The organism is Burkholderia sp. BCC0506 (assembly GCF_902833145.1).
Classification (GTDB): domain Bacteria; phylum Pseudomonadota; class Gammaproteobacteria; order Burkholderiales; family Burkholderiaceae; genus Burkholderia.
This window is the reverse complement of record NZ_CADFEN010000014.1, coordinates 63,594-88,943: the sequence shown is the minus strand read 5'-3', so window position 1 is coordinate 88,943 and position 25,350 is coordinate 63,594. Positions and strand designations below refer to the sequence as shown.

20 protein-coding genes and 1 tRNA gene are annotated in these 25,350 nt (G+C 67.4%); 7 read left to right on the top strand and 14 right to left on the bottom strand.

Translation table 11 applies throughout. The features are described from left to right. Window positions 1-9: 9 nt before the first annotated feature. From ntrC to glnA, 3 genes are all read right to left on the bottom strand, one after another. On the bottom strand, window positions 10-1,536 hold the full coding sequence (ntrC, locus tag HWX62_RS27800; protein ID WP_175932736.1) for a nitrogen regulation protein NR(I): 1,527 nt from the start codon (window positions 1,534-1,536) through the stop codon (window positions 10-12). A 37-nt stretch (window positions 1,537-1,573) separates the two neighbouring features. Continuing rightward, window positions 1,574-2,716, bottom strand: coding sequence for a nitrogen regulation protein NR(II) (glnL, locus tag HWX62_RS27795; RefSeq protein ID WP_175932735.1), 1,143 nt, complete (start codon window positions 2,714-2,716; stop codon window positions 1,574-1,576). Between the two features lie 161 nt (window positions 2,717-2,877). Further along, window positions 2,878-4,293: a type I glutamate--ammonia ligase gene (gene glnA / locus HWX62_RS27790; RefSeq protein WP_059583292.1), complete on the bottom strand. Its 1,416-nt coding sequence runs from the start codon at window positions 4,291-4,293 to the stop codon at window positions 2,878-2,880. 405 nt (window positions 4,294-4,698) lie between these two features. Between glnA and HWX62_RS27785 the strand changes: the two genes are divergently transcribed. Then, complete coding sequence (locus tag HWX62_RS27785; protein ID WP_175932734.1) at window positions 4,699-5,163, top strand: rhodanese-like domain-containing protein; 465 nt, start codon at window positions 4,699-4,701, stop codon at window positions 5,161-5,163. A gap of 115 nt (window positions 5,164-5,278) precedes the next feature. Here HWX62_RS27785 and HWX62_RS27780 read toward each other — a convergent pair whose 3' ends face one another. From HWX62_RS27780 to hrpA, 5 genes are all read right to left on the bottom strand, one after another. Beyond that, window positions 5,279-6,094 carry a molybdopterin-binding protein gene (locus tag HWX62_RS27780; protein ID WP_175932733.1) on the bottom strand — a complete coding sequence of 272 codons (816 nt, stop codon included), beginning with the start codon at window positions 6,092-6,094 and terminating at the stop codon, window positions 5,279-5,281. Further along, the gene (locus HWX62_RS27775) at window positions 6,091-6,918 is read right to left on the bottom strand and encodes an EI24 domain-containing protein (protein WP_175932732.1); all 828 of its coding nucleotides are present in this window, start codon (window positions 6,916-6,918) and stop codon (window positions 6,091-6,093) included. Before HWX62_RS27775 ends, HWX62_RS27780 begins: the two co-directional genes overlap by 4 nt. 126 nt (window positions 6,919-7,044) lie before the next feature. Further along, window positions 7,045-8,019, bottom strand: a complete 975-nt coding sequence (locus tag HWX62_RS27770; protein WP_006482516.1) for a sterol desaturase family protein — start codon at window positions 8,017-8,019, stop codon at window positions 7,045-7,047. Between the two features lie 16 nt (window positions 8,020-8,035). Continuing rightward, window positions 8,036-9,025: a beta-propeller fold lactonase family protein gene (locus HWX62_RS27765; protein WP_006482513.1), complete on the bottom strand. Its 990-nt coding sequence runs from the start codon at window positions 9,023-9,025 to the stop codon at window positions 8,036-8,038. Between the two features lie 180 nt (window positions 9,026-9,205). Continuing rightward, complete coding sequence (hrpA, locus tag HWX62_RS27760; RefSeq protein ID WP_175932731.1) at window positions 9,206-13,393, bottom strand: ATP-dependent RNA helicase HrpA; 4,188 nt, start codon at window positions 13,391-13,393, stop codon at window positions 9,206-9,208. Between the two features lie 23 nt (window positions 13,394-13,416). Between hrpA and argA the strand changes: the two genes are divergently transcribed. Further along, window positions 13,417-14,796, top strand: coding sequence for an amino-acid N-acetyltransferase (gene argA / locus HWX62_RS27755; RefSeq protein ID WP_175932730.1), 1,380 nt, complete (start codon window positions 13,417-13,419; stop codon window positions 14,794-14,796). Between the two features lie 53 nt (window positions 14,797-14,849). After that, on the top strand, window positions 14,850-15,125 hold the full coding sequence (locus tag HWX62_RS27750) for an oxidative damage protection protein (RefSeq protein WP_006478357.1): 276 nt from the start codon (window positions 14,850-14,852) through the stop codon (window positions 15,123-15,125). A gap of 243 nt (window positions 15,126-15,368) precedes the next feature. Here HWX62_RS27750 and HWX62_RS27745 read toward each other — a convergent pair whose 3' ends face one another. The 3 genes from HWX62_RS27745 to HWX62_RS27735 all read right to left on the bottom strand — a co-directional run bounded on the left by HWX62_RS27745 (window position 15,369) and on the right by HWX62_RS27735 (window position 19,844). Continuing rightward, window positions 15,369-16,781: an MFS transporter gene (locus tag HWX62_RS27745; protein ID WP_175932729.1), complete on the bottom strand. Its 1,413-nt coding sequence runs from the start codon at window positions 16,779-16,781 to the stop codon at window positions 15,369-15,371. An 88-nt stretch (window positions 16,782-16,869) separates the two neighbouring features. Beyond that, window positions 16,870-18,096: a CaiB/BaiF CoA-transferase family protein gene (locus HWX62_RS27740; protein ID WP_175932728.1), complete on the bottom strand. Its 1,227-nt coding sequence runs from the start codon at window positions 18,094-18,096 to the stop codon at window positions 16,870-16,872. Next, complete coding sequence (locus HWX62_RS27735; protein WP_175932727.1) at window positions 18,093-19,844, bottom strand: acyl-CoA dehydrogenase family protein; 1,752 nt, start codon at window positions 19,842-19,844, stop codon at window positions 18,093-18,095. The genes HWX62_RS27740 and HWX62_RS27735 overlap by 4 nt, the downstream gene beginning before the upstream one ends. A gap of 173 nt (window positions 19,845-20,017) precedes the next feature. On the opposite strand from HWX62_RS27735, the gene HWX62_RS27730 reads away from it, so the two are divergent. Continuing rightward, a complete protein-coding gene (locus HWX62_RS27730) occupies window positions 20,018-20,920 on the top strand; it encodes a LysR family transcriptional regulator (RefSeq protein WP_175932726.1) in 903 nt (300 codons plus the stop codon). A gap of 34 nt (window positions 20,921-20,954) precedes the next feature. Here HWX62_RS27730 and HWX62_RS27725 read toward each other — a convergent pair whose 3' ends face one another. Further along, window positions 20,955-22,373: an amino acid permease gene (locus HWX62_RS27725; protein WP_175932725.1), complete on the bottom strand. Its 1,419-nt coding sequence runs from the start codon at window positions 22,371-22,373 to the stop codon at window positions 20,955-20,957. A gap of 153 nt (window positions 22,374-22,526) precedes the next feature. Here HWX62_RS27725 and HWX62_RS27720 point away from each other — a divergent pair, with 153 nt between their 5' ends. Beyond that, the gene (locus HWX62_RS27720) at window positions 22,527-23,009 is read left to right on the top strand and encodes an Lrp/AsnC family transcriptional regulator (protein WP_175932724.1); all 483 of its coding nucleotides are present in this window, start codon (window positions 22,527-22,529) and stop codon (window positions 23,007-23,009) included. A gap of 83 nt (window positions 23,010-23,092) precedes the next feature. Beyond that, window positions 23,093-23,167: transfer RNA gene (locus HWX62_RS27715), tRNA-Val, on the top strand. A gap of 467 nt (window positions 23,168-23,634) precedes the next feature. Here the strand turns inward: HWX62_RS27715 and HWX62_RS27710 are convergent. After that, a complete protein-coding gene (locus HWX62_RS27710) occupies window positions 23,635-23,838 on the bottom strand; it encodes a hypothetical protein (protein ID WP_124557644.1) in 204 nt (67 codons plus the stop codon). Continuing rightward, on the bottom strand, window positions 23,835-24,299 hold the full coding sequence (locus tag HWX62_RS27705) for a hypothetical protein (RefSeq protein ID WP_175932723.1): 465 nt from the start codon (window positions 24,297-24,299) through the stop codon (window positions 23,835-23,837). Before HWX62_RS27705 ends, HWX62_RS27710 begins: the two co-directional genes overlap by 4 nt. A gap of 511 nt (window positions 24,300-24,810) precedes the next feature. Here HWX62_RS27705 and cysC point away from each other — a divergent pair. Then, complete coding sequence (gene cysC, locus HWX62_RS27700; RefSeq protein ID WP_175932722.1) at window positions 24,811-25,350, top strand: adenylyl-sulfate kinase; 540 nt, start codon at window positions 24,811-24,813, stop codon at window positions 25,348-25,350.

Sequence of the window (25,350 nt, the reverse complement as noted above, 5' to 3'; positions counted from 1 at the left end):
GCATCGTGCTCAGGGCTCCAGATGGAGTTCCTGGATCTTTCGCGTGATGGTGTTGCGGCCGATGCCGAGCCGCTCCGCGGCTTCGACCTTGCGACCGCGCGTGAAGTCGAGCGCCTCGCGGATCACGGCCGCCTCGAAGCGGCGTGCGAGTTCGTCCATCACGTCGGCCGAGTTCTCGCGCAACAGCCGCGCGACTTCGGTGCGCAGCCCGTGCTCCCACAGCGGGTAGCCGGCCGGCGCGCTGCCGTTCGGCGCACTCGCGACGGGCGCGGCCGCCAGCGGCGCCGCACCGATCGCGGACGGCGCGGCCGCCGCATGGCCGCCACTGCCGTGCGTGTCCGCGCCGTCGCCCGTCGCGACGGCCGACGCCGCGGACGCGCCGGCCGGCACGAGGTCGGGCGGCAGGTCCTTGATCTCGACCGTCTGCGCGGGCGCCATCACGGTCAGCCAGTTCGCGAGGTTCTCGAGCTGCCGCACGTTGCCGGGAAACGGCAGCGACGTCAGATACGCGAGCGCGTCGTCGGACACGCGCTTGGGTTCGACGCCGAGATCGCGCGCGCTCTTCTGCAGGAAGTGGCGCGTGAGCAGCGCGATGTCCTCGCTGCGTTCGCGCAGCGGCGGCAGGCGCAGCCGGATCACGTTGAGCCGGTGGTAAAGGTCCTCGCGGAACAACCCCTGCCGCACGCGCGACTCGAGATTCTGGTGCGTCGCGGCGATCACGCGCACGTTCGCGCGCAGCGGGTTGTGGCCGCCCACGCGGTAGAACTGCCCGTCCGACAGCACGCGCAACAGGCGCGTCTGCAGGTCGAACGGCATGTCGCCGATTTCGTCGAGGAACAGCGTGCCGTTCTCGGCCTGCTCGAAACGGCCCTGCCGCGTCGTCTGCGCGCCGGTGAACGCACCGCGCTCATGGCCGAACAGTTCGGATTCCAGCAGATCCTTCGGGATCGCCGCCGTGTTCAGCGCGATGAACGGCCCGTTCGCGCGCGGGCTGTGACGGTGCAGCGCCCGGGCGACGAGCTCCTTGCCGGTGCCCGACTCGCCGGTGATCAGCACGGTCGCGGCCGAATGCGACAGGCGGCCGATCGCGCGGAACATGTCCTGCATCGCGGGCGCCTGGCCGAGCATCTCGGGCGCCTCGGCCACGCGCTCGTCCTGCGGCGCGCCGCCGCGCAGGCTTTCTTCCACCGCGCGGCGGATCAGCTCGACGGCCTTGTCGACGTCGAACGGCTTCGCGAGATATTCGAACGCGCCGCCCTGGAACGCCGCGACGGCGCTGTCGAGATCGGAGAACGCCGTCATGATGATGACGGGCAGGCCCGGCAGCCGCTCGTGCATCGCCTGCAGCAACTCGAGGCCCGAGCCGCCCGGCATCCGGATGTCGGACACGAGCACCTGCGGCGTCTCGTGGTCGAGCGCGGCCAGCGCATCGCGCACGTTCGCGAAGCTCTTCGTCGCGAAGCTGTCCCGGGCGAGTGCCTTTTCCAGCACCCAGCGGATCGATTGGTCGTCGTCTACTATCCAGATCGGCTTCATAGGTCGGTCAGGTATGGGTCAATCGCAATGTCGCCGCTCAATGGTCGAGCGGCAGCAGAATCTGAAATTCGGTACGTCCGGGCCGGCTCTCGACCTCGATCATCCCGTCGTGCTGCTGCACGAACGTCTGCGCGAGCGTGAGGCCGAGGCCGCTGCCGTCGTCGCGTCCCGACACGAGCGGATAGAAAATCCGGTCGCGGATCTCTTCCGGAATGCCGGGCCCGTTGTCGATCACGTGCAAGTCCAGTGCCAGCCGGTACAGGCGCTTCGCGATCGTCACCTTGCGCGCGATGCGCGTGCGCAGCTCGATCTTCGCGTCGCCCTGCGCGATCCGTTCGCGCAGCGCCTGCGCGGCGTTGCGCACGATGTTCAGCAGCGCCTGGATCAACTGCTCCTTGTCGCCGCGCAGGTCCGGCACGCTCACGTCGTAGTCGCGCTCGATCGTGAGCCCGCGCGGGAATTCCGCGAGCATCACCGCGCGCACGCGTTCGCACACTTCATGAATGTTCACGTCGCCGACGATGTGCGGATGCCGATGCGGCTCCAGCAACCGGTCGACGAGCGTCTGCAGGCGGTCGGACTCCTTGATGATCACCTGCGTGTATTCGCGCAACTCGCCGCGCTCGCGCTCGCCCAGCTCGAATTCGAGCAGCTGGGCTGCGCCGCGAATGCCGCCGAGCGGGTTCTTGATCTCGTGCGCGAGGTTGCGGATCAGTTGCTTGTTGACCGCGGTCAGGTCGTGGATGCGCTCCTCCCGATCGGTGCGCGACTGCCGTTCGTTCTCGAACAGCTCGACGAGCACGAAATCGGGCGCGCTCTCGAGGAAGCCGACGATCGCGTGCACATGCAGCGGTTCGCGGCCGGGCCGGTCGAGCACGGTATCGAGATGCGTCGCGTGAAAGCGCTCCTGGCCGATCGCGGTGATCGTCGACGCGAGCTCGTTCGCGTTCGGGAAAATCTCGCCCCACGGCCGCTGCGCGAGCTGCCGCCGCGAGATGTCGAGCATCGCCTCCGCCGACGGGTTCGCGAACGCCACCCGCAGCGTCTTGCGGTCGAGCACGAGCACGACCGTCGGCAGCGCTTCGAGCCCCGCCAGCAGACCGGAGCGCGCGAGCCGCTCGTCGTCCGTCAGTCGTTCGGGCTGCCCCGTTTTCGCCTTGATCAGATTCTTCAGAACCATCTGCGTGCTTGTCGCGCCTCACCGGGCCAGAAAATGAAAATCGTCGGAACAAAAAAGGGACGGCCGGACGCCGTCCCCTTTCAGACTCCGCCGCTCCCGCCGCAAGCCGCGCGACGGGAACGAACCGGCATGACGGCGCTGAATCGAAGCGCCATCGCCGATTAGAGCGAGTAGTACATCTCGAACTCGATCGGGTGCGTCGTCATGCGGAACTTCGCCAGCTCCTGCTCCTTCAGCGCGAGGTACGCATCGATCATGCCGTCCGTGAACACGCCGCCGCGCGTCAGGAACTCGCGATCCTTGTCGAGTGCTTCCAGTGCCTGGTCGAGGCCCGCGCACACGGTCGGGATCTTTGCATCCTCTTCCGGCGGCAGGTCGTACAGGTTCTTGTCCGCTGCTTCGCCCGGATGGATCTTGTTCTGGATCCCGTCGAGGCCGGCCATCATCAGCGCCGTGAAGCACAGGTACGGGTTCGCCATCGGATCCGGGAAGCGCGTTTCGATACGGCGGCCCTTCGGGTTCGACACGTGCGGAATGCGGATCGATGCCGAACGGTTGCGCGCCGAGTAAGCGAGCTTCACCGGTGCCTCGAAGTGCGGGACCAGACGCTTGTACGAGTTCGTCGTCGGGTTCGTGATCGCGTTCAGTGCACGGGCGTGCTTGATGATGCCGCCGATGTAGAACAGCGCCAGTTCCGACAGGCCGGCGTAGCCGTTGCCCGCGAACAGGTTCTGGCCGTCCTTCCAGATCGACTGGTGAACGTGCATGCCCGAACCGTTGTCGCCGACGACCGGCTTCGGCATGAACGTCGCCGTCTTGCCGTACGAGTGCGCGACGTTGTGGATGATGTACTTCGACCATTGCGTCCAGTCGGCGCGCTGCACGAGCGTCGAGAACTTCGTGCCGATTTCGTTCTGGCCCTGGCCCGCCACTTCGTGGTGGTGCACTTCGACCGGGATGCCGAGCTGTTCGAGCAGCAGGCACATTTCCGAACGCATGTCCTGGAACGTGTCGACCGGCGCGACCGGGAAGTAGCCGCCCTTCGTGCCCGGACGGTGGCCCGTGTTGCCGCCTTCGAACTCCTTGCCTGCCGACCACGGTGCTTCTTCCGAGTTGATCTTCACGAAGCAGCCCGACATGTCCGTGTTCCACTGGACCGAGTCGAAAATGAAGAATTCCGGTTCCGGACCGAAGTAGGCCGTGTCGCCGATGCCCGTGCTCTTCAGGTACGCTTCGCCGCGCTTCGCGAGCGAACGCGGATCGCGCTCGTAGCCCTTGCCGTCGGCCGGCTCGACCACGTCGCAGGTCAGCACGAGGGTCGACTCTTCGTAGAACGGGTCGACGAAGGCGGCGTTCGGGTCCGGCATGAGCAGCATGTCCGACGCCTCGATGCCCTTCCAGCCCGCGATCGACGAACCGTCGAATGCATGACCGCTTTCGAACTTGTCTTCGTCAAACGCCGAAACCGGCACCGACACGTGCTGCTCCTTGCCGCGCGTATCCGTGAAGCGGAAATCGACAAACTTGACGTCCTCGTCCTTCACGAGCTGCATGACGTCGGCGACGGTTTTACTCATAACCTCTTCTCCTGATTGAACAATTCCGGCGGACTGGGAAACCGCCTCGTTTATCGAGCTGACCGGGGTCTTGCTTTGGCGCAGCGCGCCCCGATTCGACCGAATTCTATATAGCAGCTTCCGTGCCACCTTTACGCAGGATCGGCGCGAATCGCGCCGGGGCTCGCCACGACAGGGCCGCGCTGCGCGATTCCGGGGCTTCGCGCGCCGTCGGTCCTGCCCCGAAAGCACCGTCATGGTGCAATCTCCCCGACCCGCCGCATCGAGCGAATCATTTCGGTGCATTCGCACCATTCTGCACCGTTTTGGTGAGCGCGTGTACGACGCGCGCCGTGCCGCATGCGGACGTCCGTGCCGCGGCGGCGCGCTAGAATGCTCGTTTGACCGATACGGAGACTCCCTGCCATGAGTACGCTGGATCAGCTTTACGCGAAGGCCGACGAACGCCGCGCCCAAGGCGCGCTCGACTACGCCGGCGCACTGCTGCCGGTCGAGGCATTCGAACTGCTGCAGCTCGACCCGTCGGCGCGCCTCGTCGACGTGCGCACGCGCGCCGAACTCGACTGGGTCGGCCGCCCGCTCGTCGGCGACGGCCAGTACCTGCACGTCGAATGGACGCGCTACCCGGGCGGCGTGCCGAACGCCGAATTCGTCAACGAACTGAAGGCAGCGCTCCCGCCCGATACGCCCATCCTGTTCCTGTGCCGCAGCGCCGCGCGCTCGAAGCTCGCCGCGGTCGCGTCCGCGCAGGCCGGCTACACGAAGGCGTTCGACCTGCTCGAAGGCTTCGAAGGCGCGAAGGACGCCGAAGGCCACCGCAAGACGGTCGACGGCTGGTGCTTCCGCAAACTGCCGTGGATCGGCGCCTGACGGCGCGCCGCGCACGCCGGCTGCGACAGCCTCATCGTCGAGCCGGGCGATGACATGCCGATGACGGGCCGCATTGCGCGGCCCGTTGCTTTTGGAGCGGCGCGTGGCAGGCCGCTCAGCCGCGCGGCGTATCGGGCTCGACGACGTCGCCGCCGAGCAGGTGCACGCCTTCGCGCAGTTTCACGAACGCGGCCGCGACCGCCTCCGGCTCGCCCTTCACGCCGAGATCGATGTGACGGCGCGCGTAGATGCCGCCGCGCTCCGCGTCGCCGACGCTCGGCAGGCTGAACACGCGCACGCCGGGAAAATCGCGCTCGATCTTTTCCATCAGCGGCGTGAGCGTCGATTCCGGCAGCTCGAACACGTACAGCGAGCGCTCGGCATGCGGCGTCGCGTGGTGCAGGTGCGCGTACTTCGTATCGAGCACCCATTCGATCATCGGCCACGCCATCACCGGAAAGCCGGGCACGAAATGCAGATCGCCGACCGAGAAGCCGGGAATCCGGTTGTAGCCGTTCGGAATGATCGTCGCGCCCGCCGGGAACACGCCCATGTTGAAGCGATGCCGGTTCTCCGGCGATTCGAAGTCGACCGGCGTGGCCGGATCGGCGTGCGTCTCGCGAATGCGCTCGGAAATCAGCGCCTTCGCCTCCGGATGCAGCTCGAGCGGCACGCCGAGCGCGGCGGCCGCGCACTGGCGCGTATGGTCGTCCGGCGTCGCGCCGATCCCGCCCGTCGAGAACACGATGTCGCCCGACGCGATCGCGCGCGCAAGCGTCGCGGTGATGCGTGCCGGATCGTCGCCGACGTATTCGGCCCAGTCGAGCGCGAGGCCGCGCGCGCCGAGCAGCTCGATGACCTTCGCCAGATGCTTGTCCTGCCGGCGTCCCGAAAGGATTTCGTCGCCGATGATGATGATGCCGATGCTCATGCCTGCCCCATGTCGATTGCGGTGGCGCGCGCACGCGCGCGCAGGTCTTCCAGCGCGCGCAGGCAATAGTGCCCGAACCACAGCGCCGAGAAGACGAGGATGAAAGCGTAAACCCAGATCATGGCGGCCGCGACGAACGGAAACAGCACCATCATCCAGACCGACGACACCCACACGAAGGTCGGCACGGTGCCGAGCAGCCCGGTCGCGACGCCGATGCCGATCAGCGGCCAGCGGTGCCGGCGCACGAGCGCGCGGCGCTCGTCGCGGCTCGCGTGCAGCGCGAGCGCGTCGTAGGTCATCACGCGGTACGTGAGCCAGCCCCAGATCACCGGCGGCAGCAGCGCGAAGAACGGCGGAATCAGCCACAGCGGGATCGTGACGACGAGCAGCACGACGCCGACGATCGCCGCGCCGAGCGAATTGACCACGCTGCCGAAGAAGGTGCCGCCCCGCTTCGGCTCGAGCGCCGCGAACTGCCGGTTCGACAGGTGCTTGATCACGACCGGCATCGAGATCGTCGCGATCAGCAGCAGCACGGTCAGCACGATCAGCGGGATCGCGAGCGACACGACCACGAACGGCGCGACCACCGCATGCAGTTGCGACATGCCGATCGCATCGAATGCGCGATACAGCGCGGCGGTCAGCACGAAGCCGTCGAGCGCGCCGCGCGCGAGGTCCAGCAGCGTCTGCCACGAGAACCACAGCACGGCGCCCCACAGCAGCGCGGAGACGACGAACGGCATCAGGGTGAGCCACAGCATGCGCGGGTGCAGCGCGCTGGCGAGCGCCCGGACGAAGGAACGCAGCAGGTCGTTCATGCGAGCCTATGGAATCTGGATTGACGGGGAAAAACGGGGAAAGGATAAACCACGCGGCCCGCATGCGCCAAAGCACATGCGGGCCGCGTGGGAGCGCCGTTCAACGGGAGAAAGGCTGGACAGGGATCAGGCCGACGCCGCGCCGCGCTTCGCGGGGAACAGGCGCCGGAAGATCCGCACGAACGCCAGGCCGTGCTGCGACCAGAAGCCGTCGCCGTAGGACACGCCCTCGACCTGCTCGCGGATGCCGGTCGGCTCGACCGTGCGGTTCCACGACGCGGTGCCGAACATCATGTCCCACCACGGGAACAGCACGCCGAAGTTGCAGCCGTACTTGGTGCCTTCGTGGCCGTAGCCGACCGCATGGTGCCGGCGATGGAAGATCGGGCTGACGAGCAGGCGCTCGCCGATGCGGCCGTACGACAGCCGCGCATTCGTATGCTGGATGCTCTGCAGGAAGTTCGTGACCGCGGTGAGCACGACGAACTGCGACGGCGTCACGCCGATCACGAGCGCGATCGCCGCGAAGAAGCACGACTGGAGCACGTCGTCGAGCAGGTGGTTGCGGTCGTCGCACCACAGCGACATCTGCCGCTGGCTGTGATGGACCGCGTGCAGCTCCCACCAGATGCCGAACTTGTGCTGCCAGCGGTGATACCAGTAGCCGGCGAAGTCGAGCACCACGAGGTAGATCGCGAACGCGACGATCGGCTGCGAGGTCACGCCCGGCCACAGATAGTCGAGGTTGACGTTCGCGACGCCGTGCAGGCGCAGCCACGCCTGGAAGCTGTCGAACACCGGCTGCAGCGCGAAGAAGAAGAACAGCGTGTAGATGCCGAGCTTCGAGATCGCCGTGTAGATCACGTCGACGCGCACCGCGCGGCGGTTCTTCCAGCGCTCGACCGGCAGCAGCGCCTCGAGCGGGCGCAGCAGCGCGAACATCAGCACCATCTGCAGCGCGCCGATGATCACCCAGTACAGCGCGTCGTAGGTGTCCTCGTCATAGTCCATCAGGTTGAACTTGAAGAGGAGCGGCTGCACGACGTCGACGTACAGCCAGGTCTGGATGTCCGACACGAACGCATCGATCAGGTGCAGCATCGTTCGCCTCCGCGCGTCACGCGCCGTTCGCCGCCTTCCACGGCGCGCGGTCGTAGAAGTAGATGCCGTGCGGCGAGCGGCCGACGGCGATCGTCTGCACCAGCTTGCGCGAGGCCAGGTCGATGATCCCAACCTTCTTCGCGAAGCGGAACGTCACCCACAGCGTCTTCTTGTCGGCGGACAGCTCCATGTCGTCGGGGCCCGGCAGCAGGCCGGTGATGTCGCCGACGTTGGTGAGCGTGTTCTCGTCGATGATGCTGATGGTATTCGCGACGCGGTTCGTCACCGCGACGTGCGTGCCGTCGGCGAGCGAGCGGAAGTTGTGCGCGCCCTTGCCCGTGTAGATCTGCTTGACGACCTTCTGGTTGCGCCAGTCGACGACCGCGACGTAATCCGCGCCGGTCATCCCGACGAGCAGGAACTTGTCGTCCGGCGTGAGCCACAGGCCGGCCGGCACCTTGCCGACCTTCATCTTCCACTTGACCGTCTGCGTCGGCAGATCGATCGCCGCGATCTCGCCGGACACCTGCAGCGACACGAGCAGCGTCTTGCTGTCCTTCGTGAACGCGAGGTGGCTCGGCATCACCGCGAGCGGCACGCGCTTCACGAGTTTCAGGTCGCGGCCGTCGTAGCCGTAGATGTCGACGCGGTCGAGCCGCAGGCCGGCCGCCGCGAACCACTTGCGATCGGGCGAGAAGCCGAGCTGGTACGGATCGTCGATCCCTTCGACGGTGCGTTGCAGCTTGCCCGTCTTCGGATCGAGGAACATCAGGCTGTTCGAGACCGAATTTGCGACGATCAGCGACGCGTTGTCGGGCGTCGCCATCAAATGGTGCGGTTCCTTGCCGGTCGGCATCGTGGAAACGACTTCGCGGGTCTGCTGGTCGATCAGGGAAAGCGTCGCTTCGGCCGAATTGAGAACGATCACGTTATTCGCGTGTGCGGCGGGCGCCAGGACGGCGGCGGCCAGCGCGAGCGTGCGGCCGAGGGAAAGGAAAGTGCGCATGAAGACTCACGTCGTGGAACAGCAGTCATTGTAGAACGTTCGGCGGGCCCCTCCGGTTGACCCATGCCGGTATCGCGCCGCTTCGCCGCCTGCCGCGGCGGCCGAACGAGCCGCCGCGGCAGGCGGCGCGGTGCAGGACCGAACCGGCCGCCGGTGCGAGCCCGGCCGATCGATGTCGCGCTAGCGCTGCATCGACTCCCAGACCTTGTGCAGACGCTTGACAGAGACCGGCATCGGCGTGCGCAGTTCCTGCGCGAACAGCGAAATTCGCAGTTCCTCCAGCAGCCAGCGGAATTCCGCGAGCCGCGCATCGGCGACGCCGCCGCGCTGCGACACCGCGCGCTGGTACTGCTGGACGAGCGGCAGCAGCTCGGCCGACTGCTTCGCGTCGCGCGCCGGGTCGGCCTTCAGCTTGTCGATCCGCAGCGCGATGCCTTTCAGGTAGCGCGGGAAATGCGCAAGCTGCGCGTAAGGCGTGTCGATCACGAAGCGCTTGCCGACCAGCGCGGCCAGTTGCTGCTGCAGGTCCGCATGGGCCTGCGCGAACGGCTTCGCCTGCGCGAGCTTCTTCACGAGGCCCGCGTATTCGGCGAGGATCTGCCCGACGAGCCGCGCGATTTCCTGCGCGAGCAGGTTCAGGCGGCTGCGGCCCTCGTCGCGGCGCGCGTGGAAGCTCGCGTCGTCGTCGGGCAGCGGGTCCTGCAGGCACGCGCGGTCGAGCGCCGTGTCGATCAACTGGTCGCGCAGCTCGTCCTGCGTGCCGAGCGACATGTACTGCATCGCCATCTCGCGCAGGCCCGGCAGGTTCTTCTCCAGAAACTTGATCGGCTCCTTCAGCTGCAGCGCGAAGAGGCGCCGCAAGCCGGCCCGGTGGATGCGCGCGGCCTCCTCCGGCGAATCGAACACCTCGACGTCGCAATGGGTGCCGCGGTCGACGAGCGCCGGATAGCCGTACAGCGTCTGGCCGCGCCGGCGGATCTCCAGCAGCTCCGGCAGCTTGCCGAAATTCCACGTCGTCAGGTTCTCGTACAGCGCCGTCGCGCCGGTTTCCGCCGGGGCCGCCGTCTGCGGCGCCGCGCCCTTGCCCGGCTTGCCGCCCTTCGCCGCCGAACCCGGCGCGGCGGCCGGAACCGGCGCATCGGCCGCACCCGCTTCGCCGCCGGTCGCGATCGTCGACGCCGCCGCGATCTTCTGGAACTGCTGCTGCGCCTGCGCGCCCAGCTCCTGGCGAAGCTGCGCGAGATTGCGCCCCATCGCGAGCTGGCGGCCGTGCTCGTCGATCACCTTGAAATTCATGAACAGGTGCGCGGGCAGCGTCTCGAGCTTGAAGTCGGCCGTTTTCATCGCGACCTGCGTCTCGCCGCGCACGTCGGCGATCAGCGCCTCGACGAGCCCGCCCGCACCGAAGCGCTCGCGCCCCATCCGCTCGACGAAGCCGGCCGCGTACTCGGGCAGCGGCACGCAGTGCCGGCGCAGCTTCTGCGGCAGCGACTTCAGCAGCAACTGCACCTTTTCCTTCAGCATCCCCGGCACGAGCCACTCGCAGCGGCGCGCGTCGACCTGGTTCAGCGCGAAGAGCGGCACCGCGAGCGTCACGCCGTCGCGCGGCGTGCCGGGCTCGAAGTGGTACGTGAGCGCCATCTCGACGCCGGCCATCGTCGCGCGCTTCGGGAACAGGTCCGTCGTCACGCCCGCCGCCTCGTGGCGCATCAGGTCGTCGCGCGACAGGTACAGCAGACGCAGCTTGTCCTCGGGCTGGCCGGCCTTCTTCACCTCGTCGCGATACCAGCGCTCGAACGCGGCGCCCGTGTGAATGCCTTCCGGAATCGCCTGGTCGTAGTACGCGTAGATCAGCTCGTCGTCGACCAGCACGTCCTGGCGGCGCGACTTGTGTTCGAGCTGCTCGATGTCGGCGAGCAGCTTGCGGTTGTGCGCGAAGAACGCAAGCTTCGTGTCGAACTCGCCTTCGACCAGCGCGCCGCGGATGAACAGCTCGCGTGCGCGCGCCGGATCCTGCTTGCCGAACGCGACGCGCCGCCGGTGGTAGATCGGCAGCCCGTACAGCGTCGCGCGCTCGAACGCGCTGACCTGCGCCGGACGCTTCTCCCAGTGCGGCTCCGACAGCGACTTCTTCAGCAGATGCGCGCCGATCTTCTCGACCCACTCGGGCTCGATCTTCGCGAGGCAGCGCGCGTACAGCCGGCTCGTCTCGACGAGCTCGGCCGCCATCACCCAGCGGCCGGCCTTCTTCGCGAGCGCGGAGCCCGGCCACAGGTAGAACTTGATGCCGCGCGCGCCGAGGTAATGCGGATCGTCGTCGGCCTTCATCCCGAGGTTGCCGAGCAGGCCCGTCAACAGGGCCAGATGGATCTGCTCGTACGTGGCCTCGACTTCATTGAGCCGCCAGCCGTGCTCGCGCACGACCGTCAGCAACTGCGAATGGACGTCGCGCCATTCGCGCAGCCGCAGGTGCGACAGGAAATTCTGCCGGCATGCATCGATCAACTGACGATTCGACTTCTTGTGCGCGACGGCCTCTTCGAACCATGCCCAGATCTTCAGCCACTGCAGGAATTCGGAGCGCTCGTCGGCGAACCGGCGGTGCGCCTGGTCGGCCTGCTCCTGCGCTTCGATCGGGCGGTCGCGCGGGTCCTGCACGGACAGCGCGCTCGCGATGATCAGCACCTCGCGCAGCGACTGCTGGTCGCGCGCGGCGAGGATCATCCGGCCGACGCGCGGGTCGAGCGGCAGCCGCGCGAGCTCGCGGCCGAGCGGCGTCAGCGCGTTGTCGTCGTCGACCGCGCCGAGTTCGTTGAGCAGTTGATAACCGTCCGCGATCGCGCGGCCGGGCGGCGGTTCGAGGAACGGGAACGATTCGATCGCCGTCAAGTGCAGCGACTTCATCCGCAGGATCACCGACGCGAGCGACGAGCGCAGGATCTCCGGATCGGTGAAGCGTGCGCGCGCCTGGTAGTCGCTTTCCTCGTACAAGCGGATGCACACGCCGTCGGCCACGCGGCCACAGCGGCCCGCGCGCTGGTTCGCGGCGGCTTGCGAGATCGACTCGACCTGCAACTGCTCGACCTTGTTCCGGTACGAATAGCGCTTCACGCGCGCGAGGCCGGTGTCGACCACGTAGCGGATGCCGGGCACCGTCAGCGAGGTTTCGGCCACGTTGGTCGCGAGCACGATGCGGCGCGCGTTCGACGCCTTGAACACCTTGTCCTGGTCGGCCGCCGACAGCCGCGCGAACAGCGGCAGGATCTCGGTATGCGGCGGATGGTGCTTGCGCAGCGCCTCGGCCGCCTCGCGGATCTCGCGCTCGCCGGGCAGGAACACCAGCACGTCGCCGGGGCCTTCGCGGCACAGCTCGTCGACCGCGTCGACGATCGCGTCCATCAGGTCACGCTCGGCCTCGCGCGCGGTCTTCACGCGATCGCGACCGCCCGTGCCTTCGGCGTTCTTCACGGCCGGGCGATCCTCGGCCACCGGCCGATAACGCATCTCGACCGGATACAGCCGCCCGCTCACCTCGATCACGGGCGCCGGACGTTCGTCGGTGCCGAAATGGCGTGCGAAGCGATCGGCGTCGATCGTCGCGGACGTGACGATCAGCTTCAGGTCCGGCCGCCTCGGCAGGATCTCCTTCAGATAACCGAGCAGGAAGTCGATGTTCAGGCTGCGCTCGTGCGCCTCGTCGATGATCAGCGTGTCGTACGCCTTCAGCAACGGGTCGGTCTGCGTCTCGGCGAGCAGGATACCGTCCGTCATCAGCTTCACGGACGCGCCCGGCGCGAGATTGTCGGTGAAGCGCACCTTGTAGCCGACCACCTCGCCGAACGGCGTGCCGAGCTCCTCGGCGATCCGGCGGCCGGTCGACGACGCGGCCAGGCGCCGCGGCTGCGTATGGCCGATCAGGCCCGTGCCGCCGGCGCCGAGGCCGCGGCCGAGATCGAGACAGATCTTCGGCAACTGCGTGGTCTTGCCCGAGCCGGTTTCACCGCAGACGATGACGACCTGATGACCGGCGATCGCGCGCGCGATTTCGTCGCGCTTGCCCGACACGGGCAGGCTTTCGGGGTAGGTGATCGGCGGGACGGGATTGGGCGGAACGGCTGCGCGCGGCGCACGCTCGCGGCGCGGGGCCCGCTCGCCGGTCGCCTGCGGCGCGCCCTTCGCGGCCGGCTGGCGCGCGTCGCCGCGCCGTTCGTCATGGCGCGGCGCGGGTGCCGGCTTGCCCGCCGGCTTGTCCTGCTGCTGGCGCGCCGGCTGGCCCTGCTGCTCGCGCGCATCGGCCGCACCATCCGGGTGCTGCGCCGACGGCGTATTGGCCCGCGTCGGCGCGGGACTTTTAGAAACATTCGACATGGGGGCGCATTATAATCCCGCCCATGAATTCCCAAACCGACCTCCCTCCCGCCCAGACCGGCGCCGCGACGCCGCCGGCCGCCGACGATTCGGCCGCCAGCCACGCGCAGTTCGTCGACTGGATGCGCTCCGTCGCGCCCTATATCCACAAGTTCCGCAACAGCACGTTCGTCGTGGGGTTCGGCGGCGAGGTGGTGCAGCAGGGGCTGCTGAATGCGCTCGTGTCCGACATCGCGCTCCTGCAGGCGATGGGCATCCAGATCGTGCTGGTGCACGGCTCGCGGCCGCAGGTCGAGGAGCAGCTGAGCCTGCACGGCGTCGAATCCGAGTTTTCGCACGGGCTGCGCATCACCGATGCGCGCGCGCTCGAATCCGCGAAGGAGGCGGCCGGCGAAGTGCGTCTCGACATCGAGGCCGCGATCAGCCAGGGTCTGCCGAACTCGCCGATGGCGCACGCGCACATCAGCGTCGTGTCCGGCAACTTCGTGACCGCGCGGCCGGTGGGGATTCTCGACGGGGTCGATTTCGCGCACACGGGCATCGTGCGCAAGATCGACGCCGAATCGATCCGTCATTCGCTCGCGAGCCGCAAGCTCGTGCTGCTGTCGCCGCTCGGTTTCTCGCCGACCGGCGAGGCGTTCAACCTGTCGATGGAAGACGTGGCGTCGGCCGCCGCGATCGCGCTGCGCGCCGACAAGATCATCTTCCTGACCGATGGGCCCGGCATCGTCGACGACGAAGGCGAGCTGGTGCGCGAAATGTCGCTCGACGCGGCCGCCGAGCTGCTCGATTCCGGCAACATCCAGGGCGACGACGCGTTCTTCCTGAAGCATTCGATCCGCGCGTGCCGCGGCGGCGTGACCCGTGCGCACCTGATTCCGCAGTCGCTCGACGGCAGCATGCTGCTCGAACTGTTCCTGCACGACGGCGTCGGCACGATGATCTCGTACGAGAACCTCGAAAGCCTGCGCGAAGCGACGCCGGACGACGTCGGCGGCATCCTCGCGCTGATCGAGCCGCTCGAGTCGGACGGCACGCTGGTGCGGCGCGGCCGCCACCAGATCGAACGCGACATCGACCACTTCTCGGTCATCGAGCACGATGGCGTGCTGTTCGGCTGCGCGGCGCTGTACCCGTACCAGCAGGAGAAGATCGGCGAGATGGCGTGCCTGACGGTGGCCCCCGAAGCGCAGGGCTCGGGCGACGGCGAACGCCTGCTCAAGCGCATCGAGCAGCGCGCCCGCGCGCGCGGCCTCACGCACATCTTCGTGCTCACGACGCGCACCGAGCACTGGTTCCTCAAGCGCGGCTTCGTCAAGGTCAGCGTCGACGACCTGCCGGAAGACCGTCGCAAACTCTATAACTGGCAGCGCAAGTCGCTCGTGCTGATGAAGCAGCTCTGAGCACCGGCACGACTGCCCTTCCCCCCAGACACCGATTACAGGAGAAGTACACGATGGCTCGAATGATCCAATGCGCGAAGCTCGGCAAGGAAGCCGAAGGCCTCGATTTCCCGCCGCTGCCGGGCGAACTCGGCAAGCGCATTTACGAAAGCGTGTCGAAGGAAGCGTGGCAAGGCTGGCTCAAGCAGCAAACGATGCTGATCAACGAAAACCGCCTGAACATGGCCGACCCGCGCGCGCGCCAGTACCTGATGAAGCAGACCGAGAAGTACTTCTTCGGCGACGGCGCGGACCAGGCGTCCGGCTACGTACCGCCGACGGAAGGCTAAAGCGACGCGGATCGCGCAGGCCGGCCGTGCCGGCCTCGCGGCGACGTGAAGCAAACACCGCAGGCAAACGGCACCGTGTCTCGCACGGTGCCGTTTGCGTTTGGGAAGCGTGATTTGGGGCGAATCGCGGCCATGCGACGTGCGCCCCGTCCGGCGCGCGATGCCGTCCGATCGCCGAACTGCCGCACCGGCTCACCGGATGGCCGAATCGCCAGCCTGCCGAATCACGCCGGCCTCCCCGGCTCATCCGGCCGGTTTCAACGTGCCGCGATCGTCCGGCTGCGCGGCCTCGCCGGCCCGACTGTCGGCATTCAAGCCTTCGGCCCCCCACTCGGCCGCATCGCTGCGCTCGGCGCTCGACAACTCGTCGGCGCGATACCCGGTGCGATTGAGCAGCGCCAGCATGCACGCCAGCGACACGAGCGCGTACAGCCCCGAGGCGATCGCGACGCCGACGATGCTGCCCGTCGCATTGAGGATCGCCTGCGCGAGCACGGGCGTGCCGCCGCCGACGACCAGCGCGCTCAACTGATACGCGAGCGACAGGCCCGTATAGCGAACGTTCGCCGGGAACACGCGCGCGAGCACGCCGCCGACCGCGCCGTAGAACATCGCCGACGGAATCGTCGAGATGCACATGCCCGCGACGGCGACCCAGTACGAACGCGTCGCGAGCGCATGGAACATCACCGGCATCAGGACGATCTCGGGGATCAGGATCCAGCCCATCGCGCGCCGCATGTCGACCTTCGACACGAACCACGCGCCGACCGGCTGCATCAGGAACTGCACGACGAGCGAGATCGACAGGATGCCGAGGAACGTGCCCTGCGCGTAACCGAGTTCCTTCGTCGCCCACGACAGCGCGAACGTGCTGCGGAAATACGTGACGTTGATCACCGGCAGCGTGCCGGCCGCGAGCAGCACGACGACCCAGTGGTCGCGCACGACGTCGCGCAGCGGCAGCTTCACCGTGCGCTTGCGTGCGAGCACGCGCTGCATGTCGATCGATTCCTCGAGCCGCAGCCGGATCACCATCCCGATGATCACGAGCACGGCCGACAGCAGGAACGGAATGCGCCAGCCCCACATCAGGAACGACGGCGTCGGCAGCGCGCTCAGCGCGAAGAACGCAGCCGTGGCCAGCAGGTTGCCGGTGGGCGAACCCTGCTGCGCGAACGCCGCATACAGGATGCTGCGGTGCTTGGGCGCATTCTCGCTCGCGATCAGCACCGCGCCGCCCCACTCGCCGCCGACCGCGACACCCTGCAGCACGCGCAGCACGACGAGGCCCGCCGGCGCCCACGCGCCGATCGATGCGTAGCCGGGCAGCAGGCCGATGCCGGTTGTCGCGAGCCCCATCATCACCAGCGTGATCACGAGCGCGGTCTTGCGGCCGACGCGATCGCCGAGATGCCCGAACACGATGCCGCCGAGCGGCCGCGCGGCGAAGCCGGCCCAGAACGTGACGAACGCGAGCAGCGTCGCGACGCCGGGATCCATCGTGCGGGAAAAGAACACCTTACCGAACACGAGCGCCGCCGCCGTGCCGTAGATGTAGAAGTCGTACCACTCGATCGTGGTGCCGACGAACGCCGCGAGGGCGGCGCGGCCGGGCCGCGGCTGCGCGGCGCTCGGGGATTGCGGACGGCTCATCGATGTCTCCTTGTTGGTGAGCGGGGGCGCGACTCGTGCGCGCCTTTCCCGGAAGGCCGGCATCGCGCCGCCGGCCGGCGGCGTCGTGTCAGTCGGGCGGCGACTCGTCGGCGGCCGTCTTCAGCACGCCGGCATCGAGCAGGTGCTGCTGAAGCGCGCGATCGACGCCGAGCCGGTCGAGCACCGCGCGCGTGTCGCGGCCGAGCGCGGGCGGCGCCGAACGATAGGTGGCCGGCGTGCGCGACAGCTTCACCGGCGACGCGGTGCCGCGATACGCGCCGATCTCGACGAACAGATTGCGGTGCAGCGCATGCGGATCGTGCGCGACGTCGGCCACCGTGCGCACCGGCCCGCACGGCACGCCGGCCGCCATCAGCTCGCGCGCGAGCGGCTCGCATGCGTGCGCGGCGAGCCGCGCTTCGAGTTCGGCCTTCAGCTCGGGCCGGTGCGCGCAGCGGCTGCGGTTGTCGGCGAAGCGCGCGTCGCCGGCCAGCGCCGGCGCGCCGAGATGCGCGACGAGCCGGGCAAACTGCCGGTCGTTGCCGACCGCGAGGAAAATCGGCACGGTGGCCGTGCGGTAGCTGTCGTACGGCGCGATGTTCGGATGCGCGTTGCCGCTGCGTTCCGGCACGCGGCCCGACCCGAAGAAATTCGGCAGATGCGGATGCAGCAGCGACACGCCGCAGTCGTACAGCGCGATGTCGATCGACTGCCCGCGCCCGCTCTTCTCGCGCTCCGCGAGCGCCAGCAGGATGCCGGCGAGCGCGTTGAGCCCCGTCACCATGTCGACGATCGGCAGGCCGATGCGGGTCGCGTCGCCGTCGCGTTCGCCGTTCACGCTCATCAGCCCGGCCATCGCCTGAATCACCGCGTCGTAGCCCGGCAGCCCGCCGAGCGGGCCGTCTTCGCCGAAGCCCGTCACCGCGCAGTGGATCAGGCGCGGAAAGCGCGGCTGCAGGTCGCGTGCGTAGTCCATCCCCCAGCGCGCGAGCGTGCCCGGCTTGAAGTTCTCGACGAGCACGTCGGCCTGCTCGAGCAGGCGCCACAGGATCGCGCGCCCTTCGTCGTGCGACAGGTCGAGCGCGAGCCCTTCCTTGTTGCGGTTCACACCCATGAAATACCAGGCCGTGTCGCCGACGAACGGCGGCCCCCAGCCGCGCGTCTCGTCGCCGGCCGGCGGCTCGATCTTGATCACCGTCGCACCGTGGTCGGCGAGCGCCTGCGTGCAGTACGGGCCGCCGAGCACCCGGCTCAGGTCGACGACCTTCAGGCCGTCCAGCGCGCCGCGCGTCGTGTTCGCCGTCGTCGCGCTCATCGTTCGACCTCCGGCAGCAGGTCGAGCGCCGTGTCGAGCGCGACCGGCTGGCCGCGCAGCAGCGCGGCGAACGCGGTCGATCGGTCGTCGCGCGATGCCGGCGCGAGCGGATCGACCGGCAGCAGCTTGTGGCGCACGATCAGGTGCGCGAGCGCGAGACGCCGGAAATCCGGCGCGAGCCGCGCGCCCTCGCAGGCCATCAGCACGGCCGCGCTCGCGTAATACAGCGCGGACGCGGCCTGCCGCACATGCGCGTCGTCGCCCTCCCCGGCCACCCGCGCCAGCGCATCGCACGCCCGCGCGAGTATGCGGCGCAGCGCGGTGCGGCTCGCGTCGGGCAGCGGCGCCTCGCCCAGACGATCGCCGAGGAACGCGCGCAGCGCGTCGAGCGCCTGCTCGCGCTGCGCGGCGCGCGCGACGTCAAGCGCGACGATGTTGCTCGTGCCTTCCCAGATCGAACCGAGGTGCGCGTCGCGCACGAGCCGCGCGTCGCTCCATTCCTCGATATAGCCGGTACCGCCGCGCACCTCCATCGCGTCGCCCGTCACGCGTCGCGCGTCGCGGCACGCGCGGAACTTGATCAGCGGCGTCAGGATCCGCACGCAGCGCGCGGCCTGCTCGTCGCCCGCGTCGGCCCGCGGCAGCAGCAGCGCGATCTGCATGAACATCGCGCGCGCGGCCTCGGCCGGCAGCAGCATCTTCATCAACTGGCGCTGCATCAGCGGCATCTCGATCAGCTTGCGGCCGAACGCCTCGCGATGCGCGGCGACGTGCAGCGCTTCGTTCAGCGCGCGCCGCATCAGCCCCGCCGCGCGCACGCCGTTCGACAGCCGCGACATGTTGATCATGTCGGCCATCTGGTGAAAACCGCGGCCGATCTCGCCGATCAGGTAGGCCTGCGCGCCTTCGAGCACGATCTCGCCGCTCGCCATCGAACGGCTGCCGAGCTTGTCCTTCAGGCGCACGATCCGGTAGCGGTTGCGCGTGCCGTCCGGCAGCGTCTTCGGCAGCAGGAACAGCGCGAGGCCCTGGATGCCGGCCGGCGCACCGTCGGGCCGCGCGAGCACCATCGCGAGGTCGGCATCCGCATTCGAGCAGAACCACTTGTCGCCGCTCAGGCGCCAGACGGTCTCGCCATGCGTGCCGGTTTCACGCGTCGCGCGCGTCGCGATCCGGCCGACATCGGAGCCGGCCGCCTGCTCCGTCATGAACATCGCGCCCTGGTACAGCGTGTCGAAGTCGCGCGACGCGAGCCTCGGCAGGTAGCGCGCGACGAGCGCGGGATCGCCGAAGCGGCGCAGCGTGCGCGTCAGCGAATCGGTCATGCTGACCGGGCAGCACAGGCCGAACTCCGCCTGCACGAACAGGAACGTCAGCGCGTACTTGACGAGCGGCGGCACGGCCTCGGATCCGTGACTCAGCGACGCGAGCCCGAGCTCCGCATACGCGACGCGTTCGAGCGCGACGTACGCCGGATCCTTGTCGATCCGTTGCACGGCCTCGCCGCGCCGGTTGCGGTGCTCGAGCACCGGCGGATGCTTGTCCGCACGCGATGCCCATTCGTCGAGTTCGCCCGACACGCGTGCGCCGAGCGCGCGCAGCCGCGGCTCGAGTTCGGCATAGCGCGCGTCGCCGAGATGCAGCTTCAGCAACGCGCCGAGATCGGGGTCGACGGAGAAGAAATTGATGCCCCGGCTGTCGGGGATATGGGATGCGCCGGTGTCCGGCGTGCGAGCGGGGTCGTGCATGCGTGCGTCTCCAGAGTTGCCGGTGCATCGACCGGGCCGCGCACCGCGGCGGCCGGCCGGTCCTGCATCGAGCCTTCCGCAGAGCGTAGGCGCGCGATCGATAAGCGTCCAATACAGGATTTATCCGGTACGATAGATACCGCTTATCGATGCCGATGTCCGGAGGAGACACCATGGAACTCAGGCAGTTGCGCTATTTCGTGGCGGTCGCCGAGGAGCTGCATTTCGGCCGCGCGGCGAAGCGCCTGTTCATCTCGCAACCGGCGTTGAGCTTCGACATCCGCAAGTTCGAGGAAGCACTCGGCGTTCAGCTCTTCTCGCGCGCCAACAGGACCGTCGCACTCACCAACGCGGGCGAGGTACTGCTCGGCGAAGCGCGCCGGCTGCTGCTGCAGGCGGCCGAAGCCGAGCGCCTGACGGTGCGCTCCGCGTCGGGGCTCGCGGGCCGGCTGCGGATCGGCTTCGTCCATTCGATGCTGTATCGCGGGCTGCCCGACGCCGTGCGGCGCTTCGAGGCCGACTATCCGGGCGTCGAAGTCGTGCTGAGCGAGATGAACACGCATGCGCAGGTGCAGGCGATCCAGCGCGGCCAGATCGATCTCGGCTACGCGCACTGGGGCCACTTCCCGCCCGAAGTCGAATCGGCGCCCGTCTATGCCGAGCCGTTCGTGTGCTGCGTGCCGGCCGCACATCCGCTCGCGCGGCGCAGGCAGGTCGCGCTCGCCGCGCTCGCGACCGAACCGTTCATCCTGTTTCCGCGCGACGCCGCGCCGCACTATCACGACCTGATCATCGCGCAGTGCGTGAACGCGGGCTTCAGCCCGCTGATTCGTCACGAGGCGCGGCTGTGGCAGACGATCCTGTCGATGATCGAGTTCGGGATGGGCATCGCGCTGGTGCCGCGCGTGCTGCAGCAGGCGAAAAGCGACCGGCTCGCGTTCCTGCCGCTGCGGGATGCATCGCTCGAATCGCGCACGCTCGCGTTGAAGCGCAGCGGCACCGCCGAACCGGTCGCGCTGCGCTTCGCCGACTACGTGCGCGCGTCGATCGACGCGCTGCCCGCGCTGGCGGGCTGACGCGGCGCCGTTGCCGCGCACCGCTACGGCCGCGCTACTTCGCTTCGGGCTGCAGCACCGGCTGCGCACGCCGATACCACACCGCGTACACGACCGACAGCGCGGCCAGGAACGGAATGCCGAAAATCAGCGTCATGTGGAATTCGGCCGTGAAGTAGGTCGTCACCATCACCGCGAGCATCAGCGCCGCGCCGAGCAGCGTCAGTAGCGGAAAGCCGCGCATCCGGAACGCGGGCGCCGGCAGGCCGAGCGCTGCGCGACGACGCCGGAAGCAGTAGTGCGTGACGAAGATCATCATCCACGTAAAGAGCGCGCCGAACATCGACACCGCCATCATGATCGTGAACGACGCATCCGGATACAGCACGCTCAGCACCGTCGCGAGCGCGATCCCGAGCGTCGACAGCAGCAGCGCGCCGAACGGCACGCCGCGCGCGTTCACTTCGCCGAGCGCCTTCGGCGCATGGCCCGCACGCGACAGGCTGAACATCATCCGCGTCGTGATGTAGAGCTGGCTGTTCATCGCGGACAGCGCGGCGATCAGCACGACGAAGTTGATCAGCCCGGCCGCGCCCGGCAGGCCGATCGCCTCCATCACCTTCACGAACGGGCTCTCGTCGCGCCCCGCCGTGGTCCATGGCACGATCGCGAGCATCAGCGCGAGCGTGACGAGGTAGAACAGCACGAGCCGCACGATCGTCGAGCGGAATGCACGCGTGACCGCGCGCTCGGGGTCTTCCGCCTCGCCGGCCGCGACCGCGATCATCTCGATGCTCAGGTAGCTGAAGATCGACACGATCACCGCGATCCACATTCCCCACATGCCCTTGGGAAAGAAGCCGCCGTGACCGGTGTAATGATGGAAGCCCGCACGCGCCGCGCCGGTGCCGACCAGCGTCGGATGGCCGAACACGACATACGCGCCGAGCGCGATGAAGCCGACGATCGCCGCGATCTTCACGACCGAGAAACCGTACTCGACCGCGCCGAACACGTCCACGCTGCGCGCGTTCACGAACACGAGCAGCGCCGAGAAGCCGACGATCCACAGCCAGCCCGGCACGCCCGGAAACCAGTACTTCATGTACAGCGCGATCGCCGTGACTTCGGTGCCGACCGCGAGCACGATGCACGCCCAGTACGCGTAGCGCACGAGAAACCCGGCCCACGGGCTCACGTAATGCTCGGCGTATGCGCCGAACGACCCGGAGGTCGGGTGCGCGACCGTCATCTCCGCGAGACAGCCCATCAGCAGCAGCGAGATGAACGCGCCGATCGCGTAGCTCACGAGTACGCTCGGGCCCGCGAAGCCGATCGCGAAACCGCTGCCGAGAAAAAGACCGGTACCGATCGCACCGCCGATCGCGATCATCGCCATCTGCCGTGCGGAAAGCGTGCGGCGCAGACCGTGCTCGCGCGCCGCGATATGCTGGAATTGCCCTTCTGGTTGCATCGATTGACCTCGTTCGAAAGCGTGGATCCGGTCGAAACATGCGGCGCATGTTATCGAGGTCAAAATAGAATGAGCTTCACATTTCGATGACGAACCGCACCGATTGCAGTAGAGTCTGCGCCTGACATCACACACGTTACCGGATTCTGCGAAATGAGCCTGGATCGAACCGACATGCGGATCCTCCGCCACCTCGAGCGGGACGGACGCCTCAGCAATCAGGACCTCTCGAACGCGGTCGCGCTGTCGCCGTCGGCATGCCTGCGGCGCGTGAAGCTGCTGGAAGAACGCGGCGTCATTGCAGGCTACCGCTGCACGATCGAGCCGAAGAAGATCGGCGTCGCGTTCGAGGCGCTCGTGCAGGTATCGATGCGTCCGGACGTGCCCGAATGGCATGACCGGTTCGTCGAGGCGATCCAGCAATGGCCGGAAGTGATCGCCGCGCAGGTCGTGACGGGCGGATCGAACTACGTGCTGACGGTGCGCGCGCGCGACCTCGACCACTACTCCGACTTCGTGATCAACCGGCTGCATCGCGCAGTCGGCGTGATGTCGATCAACTCGAGCATCGTGCTCGCGACGCTCAAGCGCGACGGCTCGATCCTCGATCTGGTCGAACCGCCGGCGGCCGGCTGACGGGCCGTTGGCGCGGGCCTGAAAAATATTTGAAGAAAGTACTTTACGAACCCAAAAAGCTCTGACATAATTTCAGCTTCTTTGGGCGGTTAGCTCAGCGGTAGAGCACTGCCTTCACACGGCAGGGGTCACTGGTTCGATCCCAGTACCGCCCACCAAGGATTAATCGGTGTGTGAAGCCCGAAGAACAAAGGCCCTCAGGCGAAAGCCGAGGGCCTTTTTCTTTGTCGCGAACCTCCAGGAATTTGCTTTTGGCGGAAGAATGGCGGAATCGCAGAATCCAGCCCAGACGATTTTTCAACCTTTGTCTGGAGCCTGTCGATGGCATCTATCTGGAAACGCAACGGGAACTGGCGAGCCGAGGTTCGGCGTCGCGGCTAATTCTTCCATATCACTGGCCGCGAGCGGCATAGCATCGGCGTTCAACGTTGGCGGCACCACTTGGGCATGACGACCATTGACGTTGCCGCCACAGCGCAACAGCAAGGATTGGAAATGTGGCGAATCGTGAACGCGCCAGGCGATTGGGCAATCGGTATTCGCTCGCAATATCGCATCGATGCCCTGTCTCGCCCGGCCTCGTATCTGTCCGACACGCCAGGGCATGCAGCTGACGTTGCCGGGATTAGCGCTTGCGCCGTCGCGGATCGATGCCGTTTTGTTCGAGCAGCTTTCGCAGGCGGGCGTTATCGCCCCATAGCGTTGCGAACGCGATCAGCATCATAACGGTGGGGAACCATTCGCCGGTTCCGGCGATGATGGCCCAAGCGACGGCGAAACAGACTATCGCCGTGCCGATGAGAAGTAGGCGGTCGGCAATCCACTTCATCGCGCACCCCGGATCGCCGTGTTCGTCTTCAACCCGAAATAGCTATGCGGGCCGGGCGAGAGAACTTCCGGATGCCGCAGGATTTGCGCCATGACGAGCGGATGAATCGCCAGCCCATAGCGAGCGCCCCATTGAGCGACTGCAAGCGACGTGTTCGCGTTGCCCTTGCCTACGCCACACGCCAATGTCGAATCGGTTGCGACCATCAGGCTACCGATGACTGCGCCTAGGTAGGCGCTGCCAAGGATCGAACCGACAACGCCCACCTTTTCGACTAGCGTAGTCGCACCGAGTATTTCGCCCACCGTCGCTTCGGGGCCAAGCGCCTTTAGCGTCCCCATCATCGTACTGACGGCCGCAACCGACGTTTGTAGCGTCGCGAAAAGCGTTGTCGGAACAGGCATATGCAGCGCGGTCATATTCGCTTGGAAGGCTTCAAGGAAGCTCGGGCATGTCGGCATAGGTAACTCCCGGATTGAGCATGCAATTTTCGCATACCGGCCACGTCGGCCTACCTGTCACCGTTGACAGGCGATTCGCTAGACCAACGACAGTTTGTTTCATCGCGCTACGAAAGAAAGGGCTTGATTTGCCTTATTCCGCGGCGTTCCGCCCCCAGCGAATCCCTTCACACGGCAGGGGTCACTGGTTCGATCCCAGTACCGCCCACCAAAGAATTCAAGGGCCTGCGTCTCACGACGCAGGCCCTTTTCGTTTTGGTTCGCCGCGTTTGTACGATTACCGGTTTCGACGCCGTCTCGCGCCCGTTGCGACATCGCCCGGCAGCGACGGCCGCGGCCCGTGTGCCCGCTTGCACCGCGCAAAAACGCATGGCGAGCATCGTAATTCACGGTAACGCATTCGTAACATCCGGTTGATATTGGCTGACTAGAATCGGCCGACCGATGCAGTGCCGGCTCCCGTTCCAGTCACCACGATCGCGCGATCCCGGCGTACCGTTCCGACGCAACCATGGCACCGCTCACTTCACATACCTTGTGGCTCACCGGCCTGAGCGGCGCCGGCAAGTCCACCCTGTCGCGCCAGGTCGCTGCCCACCTTCGCGAGCACGGAATTCCCGTCTGCATACTCGATGGCGACGCGCTCCGCTCGGGCGTCTCGTCCGATCTCGGCTTCAAGCGCGAAGACCGCGCGGAGAACTGCCGACGCACGGCCGAGATCGCGAAGCTCCTGAACGTACAGGGCATCACGGTGATTGTCGCGCTGATCTCCCCGTACGCCGCCGACCGGCAACGGGCACGGGACATCATCGGCGACACGCGCTTCACGGAAATCTACGTGAAAGCGGATCTCGAGACCTGCGCCGCGCGGGATCCGAAGCGCCTGTACGCAAAAGCGGTCACCGGTCAGACAACCCGGTTTACCGGCATCTCCGATCCCTACGAGGCGCCGAGCGCCGCCGATCTCGTCATCGAAACCGGCACGACAACCGTCGCCGATTGCGTCGCGCGGATCGTCCAATTCGACCAGCAGCGCTACGACTACGTGTAG